The organism is Sulfurimonas sp. HSL3-1 (genome assembly GCF_039645995.1).
Lineage (GTDB): Bacteria > Campylobacterota > Campylobacteria > Campylobacterales > Sulfurimonadaceae > Thiomicrolovo > Thiomicrolovo diazotrophicus.
In genome coordinates this window covers 355,458-368,222 of the sequence record NZ_CP147920.1, presented here as the reverse complement: position 1 = coordinate 368,222, position 12,765 = coordinate 355,458, and the positions used below count along the sequence as shown (strand labels likewise).

At 59.3% G+C, this 12,765-nt stretch carries 12 protein-coding genes; 4 read left to right on the top strand and 8 right to left on the bottom strand.

The genetic code is table 11. The features are described 5' to 3' along the window. Window positions 1-60 precede the first annotated feature (60 nt). Together WCY31_RS01925 and WCY31_RS01920 are read left to right on the top strand one after the other, a co-directional pair. Complete coding sequence (locus tag WCY31_RS01925) at window positions 61-798, top strand: YaaA family protein (protein WP_345972934.1); 738 nt, start codon at window positions 61-63, stop codon at window positions 796-798. A gap of 20 nt (window positions 799-818) precedes the next feature. Beyond that, window positions 819-1,139, top strand: a complete 321-nt coding sequence (locus WCY31_RS01920; RefSeq protein ID WP_345970560.1) for a thioredoxin family protein — start codon at window positions 819-821, stop codon at window positions 1,137-1,139. Window positions 1,140-1,145: 6 nt separating this feature from the next. On the opposite strand, the gene WCY31_RS01915 is transcribed toward WCY31_RS01920, so the two are convergent. After that, complete coding sequence (locus WCY31_RS01915) at window positions 1,146-2,297, bottom strand: phospholipase A (RefSeq protein ID WP_345972933.1); 1,152 nt, start codon at window positions 2,295-2,297, stop codon at window positions 1,146-1,148. Between the two features lie 4 nt (window positions 2,298-2,301). Beyond that, entirely contained in the window at window positions 2,302-3,072 is a 771-nt protein-coding gene (locus WCY31_RS01910; protein ID WP_345972932.1) for an RNA methyltransferase, read from the bottom strand. Window positions 3,073-3,214: 142 nt separating this feature from the next. Here WCY31_RS01910 and WCY31_RS01905 point away from each other — a divergent pair, with 142 nt between their 5' ends. Further along, a complete protein-coding gene (locus WCY31_RS01905; protein ID WP_345972931.1) occupies window positions 3,215-5,911 on the top strand; it encodes a hypothetical protein in 2,697 nt (898 codons plus the stop codon). A gap of 1 nt (window position 5,912) precedes the next feature. On the opposite strand, the gene WCY31_RS01900 is transcribed toward WCY31_RS01905, so the two are convergent. Further along, the gene (locus WCY31_RS01900) at window positions 5,913-6,845 is read right to left on the bottom strand and encodes a hypothetical protein (protein ID WP_345972930.1); all 933 of its coding nucleotides are present in this window, start codon (window positions 6,843-6,845) and stop codon (window positions 5,913-5,915) included. Window positions 6,846-6,879: 34 nt separating this feature from the next. Here WCY31_RS01900 and WCY31_RS01895 point away from each other — a divergent pair, with 34 nt between their 5' ends. Beyond that, window positions 6,880-8,151: a TAXI family TRAP transporter solute-binding subunit gene (locus WCY31_RS01895; protein ID WP_345972929.1), complete on the top strand. Its 1,272-nt coding sequence runs from the start codon at window positions 6,880-6,882 to the stop codon at window positions 8,149-8,151. A gap of 6 nt (window positions 8,152-8,157) precedes the next feature. Here the strand turns inward: WCY31_RS01895 and WCY31_RS01890 are convergent, their stop codons facing one another. The 5 genes from WCY31_RS01890 to petA form a co-directional block, all read right to left on the bottom strand. Next, complete coding sequence (locus WCY31_RS01890) at window positions 8,158-8,916, bottom strand: 7-carboxy-7-deazaguanine synthase QueE (RefSeq protein ID WP_345970552.1); 759 nt, start codon at window positions 8,914-8,916, stop codon at window positions 8,158-8,160. Then, window positions 8,916-9,881 (bottom strand): GTP 3',8-cyclase MoaA, encoded by a 966-nt coding sequence (gene moaA / locus WCY31_RS01885; protein WP_345972928.1) that lies wholly within the window; start codon window positions 9,879-9,881, stop codon window positions 8,916-8,918. The genes WCY31_RS01890 and moaA overlap by 1 nt, the downstream gene beginning before the upstream one ends. A gap of 167 nt (window positions 9,882-10,048) precedes the next feature. Further along, the gene (locus WCY31_RS01880) at window positions 10,049-10,990 is read right to left on the bottom strand and encodes a c-type cytochrome (protein WP_345972927.1); all 942 of its coding nucleotides are present in this window, start codon (window positions 10,988-10,990) and stop codon (window positions 10,049-10,051) included. Between the two features lie 10 nt (window positions 10,991-11,000). Then, window positions 11,001-12,215, bottom strand: a complete 1,215-nt coding sequence (locus tag WCY31_RS01875; protein WP_345970547.1) for a cytochrome bc complex cytochrome b subunit — start codon at window positions 12,213-12,215, stop codon at window positions 11,001-11,003. Window positions 12,216-12,228: 13 nt separating this feature from the next. Further along, window positions 12,229-12,726: a ubiquinol-cytochrome c reductase iron-sulfur subunit gene (gene petA, locus WCY31_RS01870; RefSeq protein WP_428837493.1), complete on the bottom strand. Its 498-nt coding sequence runs from the start codon at window positions 12,724-12,726 to the stop codon at window positions 12,229-12,231. Between the last annotated feature and the right edge of the window lie 39 nt (window positions 12,727-12,765).

Here is a 12,765-nt window from a genome sequence, read left to right as displayed (position 1 = left end):
CCCTCATGTCAAGACTAAATTGAAAAAATTTTGTACAATATGCAAAAAAGAGATTTCAGCATGATTTTCACCCTTTTCTCCCCCTCCGAAGGCAAACGCAGCGGCGGCGATCCCGCCAGCATCAACAACGACAACCTCCTCTTCGGCCTGGCGTCCCGCAAAGCGATCCTTGACACCTATAACGGTATCGTCGGCGGTGATAACCTTGCCCAGGTGCTCGCCCTCTTCGGCCTGAAAAAAGCCGAAGATGCCCGGGCCTATATCGCCGACCTCTACAGCGCACCGACCCTGCCCGCCGTTGAACGCTACGACGGCGTCGCCTATGACTACCTTGACTACCCCTCCCTCGAGGCGGAAGCGAGCGCCTATCTGCAGGAGCGGCTCATCATCTTCTCCAACCTCTTCGGCCCGTTGCGCGGCGGCGACCTCATCCCCACCTATAAAGTAAAGCAGGGCAATACTGTCGGCGGCATCGCGCCCGAACGCTATTATAAGGATACCTTCAACGCCCCGCTCGACGCCCTGATCGGCAATGACGAAATCCTCGACCTGCGCGCCGGCTACTACGACAAGTTCTTCAAACCTACAAATCCCGTCACGACGATGAAGTTCATGAAAGAGGGGAAGGTCGTCAGCCACTGGGCGAAGGCATACCGCGGCATCGTGCTGCGCCACCTCTCGCAGCACCGCTATGAAACGATCGACGCCCTGCTCGCTTCGCAGATCCCCGGACTCGCCTGCCGGGAGATTCTCGAGAAAAAAGGGAAGCGCGAAGCCATCTTCGACATAATTGCGTGATTGTGGGGTAAAATTCGGTTATGCAAACACTCACAGAGATCGAAAACACCCTCCGGGAAAAACCGGCGGTCATGCTCTATTTCAGCGCGCCGACCTGCAACGTCTGCCACGCCCTCAAGCCCAAACTCGTCGACGCGATCGAAACCAACTTCGACGCCGTCGAGATCGTCAGTATCGACATCTCCGAATCCCCCGAGATCGCTTCGCACTACAGCGTCTTCGCAATTCCGACCCTCCTCGTCTTCCTCGACGGCCGGGAGTTCCTGCGTAAAAGCCGCCATATGAGCGTCGGCGAGGTCGTCGAATCGATCCGCCGCCCCTACGAGATCATGTTCTCCTAGGCGCCGCTAACGCGAAAAGCTGAACCCGATCGAAAACTTCGTCACGTAGTTGTTGTAGTCGATGAGGCTCTCGCCGTAGCCGGTGAAGGCCTTCAGACACCAGAAGACGTTCTCGCGGTGCGAGAGCGGATAGGTCCAGATCAGCTGCTGCGCCCCCTTGCCCGTCACGAAATTCTGCCGCAGCAGAAGGCTAGTCATACTTTTACCGTAGGGCAGCACCAGGCGCACCGACCCGTACCCCAGATAATCGGTCAGGTCCGGGTTGTCGTCCTCGTCCTTCTCTTTGAAGCGGTACCAGAACTTCAGCGCCGTAAAGAGGCTGCCCGTCTGGAAGACGGCCTCCGTCCAGGCATAGTTCCACGAACGCGAACGGTTGCGCAGATAGGGGGTAAGGGCACCCGGGTTGCTGACGTTGATATCGCCGAGGTCCTGCTGGGTAATGTTCCCCTGTCCGTTGGACTGGTGGGCAAACCCGACCGCGACAGACTTGATCGGCACTTTGTGCGACGCCGTCGGAAAGGTGACAAAGAGTTCTGGCTGGTAGTTCGTCTCCCGGAAGGGTGCGGAGCCGGCATACACCTGCCAGAAAGAGCGCTGGGTGTAGGCGGCCGAATAGGTCTCATTCAGGCCGAATAGGTTGGGGAGAAAGTCGAGGCGGAAGCTCAGCTGAAGCTCCGCTTCAATGTTCTTATAATGGTCCGAAGGCACATAGCTGTCATAGACGCCTTCACGGTACCCGAAAGGGAGCAGGTAGTTCTCGTGAAAGGTCTTCAGGCCGAAATCGGAGATGATGCTTTTGCGGATCGTCTCGGCGGTCTCGTTATCCTCGACCGGGTCGAGTTCGCGGTAGGTCGTCAGCAGCCGTTTGTTCTCCCGATGCAGCGAGGAGTCTGCCGCGGATTCGAAGTAGCGCCGCGCCGAACGGCGGTACCAAGCCGCAGCCTTGGCGCGATCGGCGTCGACTCCCTCCCCCTTTTCGTACATCCTGGCGAGCATATAGGCCGCGTCCTCATCCTTCGATGCCTCGTATGCGGCCTCGAACATCGCAAACGCACCGGGGTAGTCCCCCTGGCGGTAATGCTCCATCCCCGTCTCGAACTGGCTCTCCGCCATCGCCCCCAGACAGAGCAGGAGCAGCCACAACGCAACCCGCTTCATGCGCTCACTCCCCGGCCGGCAGAAATGCCAGCAGCGCCGCCGTCACGGCGACATTGAGTGATTCGACTCCCCGCTGCATCGGGATGGCCACCCGCGCGTTGCAGTGCGCCGCCACGGCGTCGCTCATTCCCTCGCTCTCATTGCCTAGCACGAAGACCGTCTTCGCCGGCACGGCAAGGGTATGCAGCGTCGCGTCGGCGTGGGAGGAGAGGCCAAAAATGCTCCACCCCTGCGCCTGCAGTGTCTCCAGGATCTCCGGGAGCGTATCGCAGTAGTAGATCGGCAGCTTGAAAAGCGTCCCTGCGCTCGCTTTCATGACCAGGGGAGAGAGTTTGGCGCTGCCCTGTTTGGGCAGCAGGATCCCGTCGATGTTCCCGGCCGCCGCCGAACGGATGATCATCCCGAGGTTCTGCGGGTTGTGAATGCCGTCGAGTGCCAGAAGCCGGCCGCTTGACGCAGGCGATTCCAGCAGCGCCTCTGCGCTTTGATAGGACGGCGCAATGACATCGAGGGCGACCCCCTGATCCTGTTTCGCATTCCGTGATATGCGCGACAGCGCCGCTTTGGAGTGGTACTTGATCTCCACGTCCCGTGCACGGGCTTTGGCGGTGATACGGTCGATCACCCCCTCTTGCTTGTTCGACTCGGCCAGGTGGAGCGCATGGATCTCGACCGCGTTGTCATCCAGGACCTCCTCCACGGCATTGCGGCCGTAAAGGGTGATCATCCCCTCGAAAAAACGCTTCTTCTTTTGGTAGCTTGCGGAATCTTTCATAGCCGTTATTATACCCCGCGGCGCTGAAGCCCCCGGCTAAATTCTCCGCAGCCCCGTCCCCGCCTCGGGCGTCCTCTTTCCGCCGATTGCTTTCTAAACGGGGAGCCACTATAATTGTGGAATTTTTAACAGAGGTTGACAGATGTTCCGAACGGTACCCCTTCTGATCCTCACAGCGCTGGGCCTGCACGCAGCGCTCCTGCAAAGCAGTACCGTCCCCTGCGACGTGCCCTACTTCACGGCCAAGATCGGCGGCTGCGAACTGATCTATACGGAGGGGAACCTCCCCGTTGCAAGGGAAGCAGCCGCGGTCGAAAACGTCCTGCTGCCGCAGTATGACGAGCTCTACGGCTACACGATGGACGAAACGCTCTATGTCGGCCTGCTCTCCAGCCACAACCAGATCGCCAACGGCTTCTCCACCCCCTATCCCATCAACCGCCAGATCAACTACGGCGGCGGGGCCCTGATGGCCGACTACTTCAGCACGACCTCCTGGCTAAACACCCTGCTCTACCACGAAAGCGCCCACAACTACCAGATGAACGTCAAGGACAACCCCGTCTCCAGCACGCTGCACACCGTTTTCGGCAACGGCTTCGTCCTGCTGCCCTGGTTCACCCTGCCCAACATCGTTGAAAGCAGCTTTCTGCTCGAAGGGAATGCCGTCCTCAACGAATCCTGGCACGGTAACGGAGGACGACTCTACAGCGGCCGTTTCAAAGCCGCGACCCTACAGCAGGCAAAGGCGGGTCTCCTGACGCCCGAACGGGTCTACAATGCCCATTACGACTTCCTTTACGGCTCGCATTTCTACACCCTGGGGGGTTTTTACCAGTACGACCTGGCCAGTACCTTCGGGATGGCGGACGTCAATGCCTACTGGCGGCTGCATTCGTATAACTGGTTCTGGCCCTTCTTCACCAATCGCACGACCAGGCGCAGTATCGGCTACGATTTTGAAACGGCCCTGCACACCTGGGCGGACAAGATGGCCTCGGAAGCGGAAGCGATGAAAGATGTCGAAAGCAAGCCCCTCGCCGCCACCCAGTTCTACACACCGATCAACGGCGATAAAGATGCCGTCTACTTCACTGTCAACGCGACCGGCAGAAGCTTCCCCGAGCTGGTCGTCTACGACAAGAAAAGCGGCAGACTCAGCCGGGAAAGCGGCAGCTACCGCGCCGGAAAAGTCGTCAGGACCCCCGAAGGACGCTACGCGACCCAGAGCAGCGCCTACACCTCTCCGCTGCGCATCGAGGCCGGACTCTATACAGAAGGCGCCCACCTCATAAGCGGCACGGCCGGCCGCGTCATCGAGGGGTACCTCCGCGACGGCACCCCCGTCTACTTCGATGTGCCCGCCTCCTTCGACCAGCCGCAGCTCTATGTCGGCGACAGCTTTTATGCCCGGACCAACTCCTCCGTCTTTATCGACGGGGAAGACAACCTCTACTATTTCGTGCAGGGTGAAGGCAAAACGCGCACCCTCTACAGGAACAAAACCCCGCTCTTCTCCCTCCGGGGCTACTACGGGAACGTCAGCGGCGTCGACAGCCGCGGTCGCGTCTACTTCATCGCCAATACGCCGCACGGTTCCGGACTGTTCCGTTTCGAGAACGGCAAGATCACGCGGGCGCACCCCGCCGACACCATCTTCGAAGCGCGCCTCATCGACGACACCCATGCCCTGGCGGCCGTGATGGGCGCGGACGCCTACCGCTATCAAAAGATAGCCCTCGAAACGATCGACGAGGCGCCCTACGAGGTCACCCTCTTTTTCGAGCACACGGGGGAGAACCCTTCGGAAACGAATGCATCGGCGGAGGCTCTCGACCTCGAACACCCCTACCGTTCCCCCCTTGAACTGCACTACAGCGGTACGGACGTCGCCTTAGGCAGCGACAGCGACGCGGGCGTGCTCTTTGACCTCTCCCTTAACTTCGCCGACCCGCTGACGCGCAACCTCCTCTCCGCGTTCGTCACCCGGAATGTCGATGAATACACACTCGGCGGGATGCGCTACGCCAACAGCGAGTACCTCCTGCAGTTCGCCGTGACCGCCTACGGCGTCATTGACGCCCCCGAGCGCAATGCCACCGAACCCTCTCCCCGTCCTTTCGGCTTCTCGGCGGAAGCGGAGCTCCCCTTTTGGCAGCGCGGCTACGCATACGGCGCACTGCGGGCCGCCTACTACCAGGACTACGAGGCCGATACCCGGACCCCGATCTCGCTCTCCCTTCCCCTGGCACGCAGCGAGCAGTACGGTGTCAGCATGTACCGCAACGCCTTTTACGCTTTGAGCCCCTATGTCGCTTTCGACCGTGGGGACACTGCCTGGGGCGGGGAGTCGGCGCTGGAACGCGACCTGAGCCACGAGTGCTACCTCGCCCTGGGCGGGCAGTACTCGCAGAGCGACGCCGACAACGGTGTGGACGCCCGGGGGGTCAAACTCGCGACGGGCATCGCCGACAAGCTCAAAGAGAACGACCCCTCGACGGTCGTCATGCCGACCCTGCGCGACACGACGTATGCCAAAAGCGCGCTCAAAGCCGATGCGGAGCTGCGCAAGGTGTTCAACCTCTCCGCGTACTTCTTTACCTTCCCCGTTTCGCTCCGCCGCGAGGCCCTGCGCGCCGGGTACGCCTACTACGACCTCGAATCTTTCAACCCCTCGGCCCCGCACCTCTACACCGCAGAGGCCTCGGCCGGGCTGACACTTGATACCTTCTGGTTCAACAAACTCCCGCTGCCCATCACCGTGGACTATTACTACAGCGACTCCCCGCTGGCGTCGGACCGCCACAGTGTCCGCTTCGGCGTGGGCATCGCCTACTGACCTAATAATCCAGCGTAAACCCCAGTCCGATGTTATACCCCCGGAGGCCGTCGGCCTGGATCGTGCTCACTTCGAGAAAAAAACGCTCGATATAGTTCATCGCCTCGCTGACGTACCAGTAGCCGACACCGCCGAGCGTCCCGTAGCCGTCAAAGTGCGTCACGCGCGTAATATCGCCCCCCAGGTAACTGCCGCGCAGGTACCCCTCCAGCGTCAGGTACATCCCGTGGTAGTCCGTCAGCGGCGCCGATTCACCTCCGATGGAAAAGGAGGTGACGTTCGTCTGGGTGGTAAACTTGCTCAGCTGCTTGGTACTGATGGCGCTTTTGGTCTCATAGAGGTCGTAGGTCAGTGTCGCGTAGGGTTTGTACCCTTTCCATTCACGCCGGTACTCCAGCGCAAAAAAGACGCGGTAGGAGATGTTGGCGTTGTAGCTCTCTTTAAACAGGTCCCCGACACTGTCGCCTGCGCCGTTATCGTCGCGGGCGCTGACGCCGACCCGGGAGTAGATCGCCTCGAGCCCGCCGAGCATCTCGAACCCCAGGCCCGGTCGGTAGCGCAGCCCCCCGCCGATCCCGCCGGTATAGGTGCGCAGCATGTTCGTCGCGCTCAGCGCGATGTCGCCGGAGAGCGGTGTCGATGTATTGACGTCGTTGGTCAGCTTGGTTTCGCTGTATCCCACTCCGCCGATCACGAAGGCGTTCAGGTCCGGGGCGAAAGGATCAAACTGGTAGCGCAGCGGGAGGTGGATGATGTACATGCTCGTATTGGCCCGGGTGAACTCGTAGGTCCCGGAGTTGAGTCCGTCCTTGGTCGTAAAGACCATCAGGGCATTGATGTTGGCAAGGTACGCTTTCTTCGCCGCCTCTTCGGGCGTATCCGCGCCCCACAGGACACGACACAGCATCCAGACGGCCAGCACAACACGTGTCATCGCTCCGCTTCGCTTTTTTCGTTATTATAGCGTCATGAAGTGTCATCTCTGCAAGATCATTCTGCCCATACTCGCCCTCTTCCTCGGGCTGCTCTATGTCGGCAGCCGTTTCCTCCCGCCGCTGGCCCCCGATCACGTCACCATCGCCACCGGCACCGAAGAGGGGATCTACTACCAAAGCGCGCTGCGCTACAAAGCGCTGCTGGCCAAGCAGCATGTCACGGTCGATATCGTTCCCACGCAGGGATCGGTGGAGGCACTCGGACTGCTCAAAGCGAAAAAGGTCGACATCGCATTTGTGCAGAGCGGGAGTACGGATGCGTTCAGAAGCGAGCCCTTTACCTCCCTCGCCAGCCTCTACAACGAACCGATCTGGGTCTACTACTCCGCCGCAGCTGGGGAACTGCACAACCTGAGCGAACTCAAGGGAAAACGCATCGCCGTCGGCGCCGAGGGGAGCGGGACAAAGGCCCTCGCGCTCACGCTGCTGGGGGCGAACGGCATCACCTCGGAGAACAGTACCTTCCTTTCCCTCGGAAACGACGCGGGGGCCCAGGCGCTCTTTGACGGCGACGCCGATGCGCTTTTTAGCATCATCGGCGCCTTCGCGCCGCTGACGAAGACGCTGCTGCTCGATCCGAAGATCAAACTGCTCGACTTCACCCGGACCCACGCCTATACCGTCCGCTACCCCTTTCTCAATGCCGTCACGCTGGATGAAGGGGTCATGGACCTTGAACACAACCTCCCCGCAACGACCAAGCATCTCATCGCCGCGACAGCGACGCTGGTCAGCCGCGACGATCTCCATCCCGATCTTATCCGGCTGGTGCTGCGCGCGGCCCAAAAGGTCCACGGCGGTGCGGGTGTCTTCCGCAAAGAGGGCGAGTTCCCCGGCACCGCCCGCCTGGAGTTCCCCATCAACGCCGATGCGGAGGTCTATCTGCGCGACGGCGAAAGCTGGCTGGAGAGCCTCTTCCCCTTCTGGATCGCCTCGATCATCAAGCGGCTGATGCTGCTTTTTATCCCGGTCATCGCCCTGATGATCCCGCTGGTGAAACTCTTCCTGCCGCTCGTGAGCTGGCGTAGCCGCTCCAAGATCTACCGCTGGTACAGAACGCTCAATGCGATCGAAGATGAGATGGACAGCTATGACGCGCCGCAGCGGCGCGAAGCGGTCATGAAACTCGAACAGGCACTGCAGAAAATACAGAAAGTCGACGTACCGCTCTCCTATCGCCGGGAGTATTACGACCTGATCCAGCACTTCGAGCTGATCCTGGGCAAGCTCCGCGCGCAGCGCTAGGAGAGACTATACCCCTTTGTTCGCGTCCCAGATGCGGATATGAAGGCGGTCGCTGTAGGTGTAGCCGCGGGCCTTGCAGAAATCGATGACGGCTTCGGTGTTGGCTTCGATCTCGGCGCGGCTGCCGCCCATCGGCATGCAGTAGACCTGAAGCTGCGGCGCATGGGCGACGATTTCATCGATCTCGTGCTCCATATTCTCGCCGATGGAGCCACGGTCGATCGTAAACTTGAAGTAGGCCTCTTTCGCCTGCTGCGCAATAGGGACGAAGGCGTTTGGGCGTACCCGTTTCTCAAATGGTTCACCGCTGTTGGAGAGCTTGACGGAGAGGGCGAAGACGCAGTCGCGGTAGACCGGAAAGCGCTCGAAATCGACGGGCATGGCGCCGTTGGTCTCGAAGGTGACGCGGTGCCCCCGGTCGACGAGGTGGCGCACAAAGGCGGTAAAGACCTCGTTTTCCGCATAGATCAGCGGCTCCCCGCCGGTCATGACGACGTCGACCTGCGGCGGAAGGGTATACCCGTTCATGATCGTAATGAGCTCGTCCATATGCTCGATGCAGAGCCACTGGGCACCGAAATGCTGCTTGTTGACGGCATAGACGGTATCGCAACCCGTGACCGTCACCCCGTTCGCGGCGGTCTCGCTGCAGGCGAACCCCTCGCAGCGCATATTGCAGCCGCCGAAACGGAAAAAGAGCGACGGCACGCCCGTATAGCGTCCCTCGCCCTGGATGGAGTAGAAGTGTTCGACCAGGTAGAGCATCAGCCCCCCGTTTCGTAAAAGGCGCGCTTGGAGTGCTCGCCGTCCGGATCGCTCCAGCGGTTCTTCTCCGGTTTGTTCTTGACAACCTCTTTGAGGATCAGGGCCGCCATTTTGATGTCGCCCCGCTTGACGGCGTCCTTGATGCTCATCGCCTCGTCAAAGTAGAGGCATGGGATCAGCTGTCCCTCGGCGGTGAGGCGGATACGGTTGCACTTTTTGCAGAAATCGTCCTTGTGCGGTTCGATGATGCCGAACTCGTAGCCATCGCCGAGCTTGTAGTAGTGCGACGGGGAGTGGCCGTCGAAGCCCTCGTCCTCGTAGCTGTAGCGGCTGCCGATGATGCTGAGCAGCTCCTCGCTGTCAAGCCCCTTGACTTCATCATGGGCGTGAACATTTTCCATGTACTCGATGAAGCGCACGACCATTCCCCGCTCTTTGCAGTACTCGAGGATGTCGAGGACCTCGCCGTCGTTGACGCCCTTCATCGGCACCATATTCACCTTGACCTTGAGGCCGACTTTGAGCGCCTCTTCGATGCCCGCGAGGACCGGTCCCAGAACGTCTTTCTGGGCGATCTTCTCCGCCACCTCCGGTTTGAGCGAATCGACGGAGACGTTCAGGCGGCGCAGCCCGGCGTCGTAGAGCCGCTGCGCCGCCCCCTTGAGCAAAAATGCGTTGGTCGTCATCGCCAGGTCGACATCGGGCTTGTAGTCATGAATCATCTTGATGAAGACGTCGAGGTCTTCGCGCAGGAGCGGTTCGCCCCCCGTGATACGGATCTTCTTCACACCTTCGTCGATGGCCACCTTGATAAAGGCGAAAAGCTCCTCGAAACTGAGCAGTTTCTCTTTGGGGACCCAGGAGAAGGGTTTTTCCGGCATACAGTACTGACAGCGGAAATTGCAGCGCTCCGTTACCGAAACGCGGAGATAATCAACGGTCCTGTCAAACTTGTCTACCAGCAATGCCTACTCTTTTTCAAGGGACGTCCGAATCGCTCGGGGTGTGCCTCATATTTTGTTGTGTGGAAAGGTATCCTATCCATTAGAAAAGTGAAATTATAGCGGGAAGTTGATTGGAAAGGGTTGAGATGGGTTAAGTAACCGGGTGCGGCAGGGCCGCGGGCCCCGAGTTAGTGCAGATCTTTCCAGATCTCTTTTTTCCAGAGATAGGATGCCGCCGCGAAGACGAGCAGGAAGATCATCACCTTGATACCGACGCTGTCGCGTTCGGCATGCTTCGGATCGCCCGCCTCTACGAGGTACTCGATCACCTTCTCCGCCCCGTCTTTGCTCACACCGACCCGCGGCATCGCCGTGCCGTGGAGCAGGTTCTGCGGGTTCTCGATAAAGGTCGAGATGTAGTGTTCGCCGCGGGAACGGATGTACATGGAGAGATCCGGCGGGAGTTTACCCATGTAGCCCATCAGGTTCGCGTTGTAATCCTCGACCTGTGTCAGGAAGACCAGCTCGTCGCGCTTTTTCCTGAAGACCGGTTTCTCGCCGATCTGCGTCCACTTCTCGTACTTGACGGCGTGACAGCGGCCGCAGGCCGTATCGAATGCCTGCTTCGGCGTAATCTGGTCCGGTTTCGGCGCGATGGACTGCAGGTAGGCGACCATATCGGCGACCTCCTGGTCGATGTCCCCGCCGGCACCGTAGAAGGCGACCATCGGGTGCATCTTGCCGCTCTCAGGCGTGAACTTGTGCTCGACCATCAGCGCCTGCGTCGGGTTCTTGATCAGCGCCGCGAGGAACTTGGCAGCGTAAATACCGCCCGCGTTGCTCAGGTCCGGCGGGTTGACGCCGTAAGCCGCACTATTGTCGACCGGTGACATTGCCGCCGGGAAGCCCGCGGCTTCAATGCTGTGACAGCCGATACAGCCGCCTGCACCCATGACCAGCTCCTGGCCGCGGGTCGCATCGCCCGTTTTCTCAAGCGGCGGAAGATCATCATAGGAGAACCCTTCGCTCTCAACATGCGCATGCATCTGCGAATGGGCAAAAGGTTCGACCAACCAGTAAGTCACCAGGGTAAAGAAGATGACAACAGCTAAAATTTTAAATTCTTTCATCTACTTCTCCTTATACCCGTTTTTCATTTCTTGTGATGAACGGCAGGATCACCCACAGGGCGATAAATGCATATGCCGCTACTTTACCGATAAGGCTGTAGACGCCGACCGGCGGCAGCTTGCCCATCGCGGTCAGGACGATCAGGTCGATAACCATTGCCCAGAACCAGAAGAAGAAGAGGCCGCGGCGGCTTGCCGGCACGGCGTTCGGACTGCGGTCGAACCACGGCAGCAGGAAGAAGATCACCTGTGCAAAGCCGAAGGCGACGAGGCCCGGATCTTTCGGGAACGGACGCAGGATCTCATAGCTCCAGAGGAAGTACCACTCCGGATAGATGTGCGGCGGCGTCTTCAATCCGTCAGCCGGGTCGAAGTTGATCGGGTCCATCGCGAAACCGAAGTGCCAGAAGACCAGGTAGAAGAAGAAGATCAGGTAGATGCTCACGACGAACATATCCTTGGAAAGGAAGTCGTTCGCGAAGGCGATGACCTTGGACTCTTTCTTGTTGCCGGCTTTGTATTTGGCCGCTTCTTCCTCGAAATCGAACTCTTCGCCGTCCTGGTTATTGACGTGCGGGATGCGCAGGGCACCGAAGTGCAGACCGATGACCCCCAGGATCGCCAGCGGGATCAGCAGGACGTGCAGCATAAAGAAGCGGTCCAGGAAGGCCTGACCCGGGACGTAGTCACCGCGGATCCACTCAACAAGCCCGTTGAACTCCAGCGAACCGAGGCTGAAGAGGTTGGTAATAACCATCCCCGCCCAGTAGCTCATCTGGCCCCACGGCAGCATGTAACCGCTGAACGCTTCGGCGGAGAACGCCACGAACAGGAGCATACCGGAGATCCAGATCATCTCGCGGCCTTTTTTGTACGAACCGTAGTAGATCCCCGTCAGCATGTGGATATAGATGATCAAAAAGACGACGGAGGCCGCAACGGCATGTACGTGGCGCCAGAGCCAGCCGAAATCCACTTCGCGCATGATCGTATAGTTGACACTGTCAAAGGCTGTGTCGACGTTTGGCTGATAGTACATCAGCAGGAAAATCCCTGAAACGAGAAGGATGCCGAACGTAAACGCCAGAACCATCCCCATTGCCCAAAGAAAATTGATGTTTTTCGGAATCCAATACTCTTTTGAGAGTACGCGCTGCAGCGTATCGATCGCCAGGCGCTGGTTCAACCAGTCATGAACGCTGGTTGCTTTGGTAAAATGTGCCATTTCTCCCCCTCACTTATGCCAGCACGCCGGCTTCTTTCATTTTGCGATACGCTTCGCCCTCTTCACCCAGTACGACCGTGTTGCCCTTCACGTTAAAGGGCGGGATCACCATCGGACTCGGCGGCGGAGCTTTCGTCTCGATACCGCTGCTGTCGAACTCACCCCCGTGGCAGGCACATTTGAAGTCCAGTTTCGCTTCGCGGTAAGCCGGGATACATCCCAGGTGCGTACACAGCCCGATACAGATAAGGAAGCTATCCCCGTTCACGACGATATCGCGTGCCGTCTGCTCCGCGCTTTGCTTGGCGACCATCTCCGGTGTCTTTTTCAGTACGAAGATCGGCTTTCCGCGCCATTTTTCGACCATCAGCTTATTCGGTTCAGCTGCGCTCAGATCGATTGTCGTAAAACCCGCGGCTTTGACGCTCGGAAGCGGGTCCCACGATTTTTTCATGGCATAAAGTGCTCCGACGGCGCCGACACCGGCCACCGCACCGAAGACTTTACCCATAAAACCCCTACGGCTTTGCTCCATAGTTATGTCCTCTCT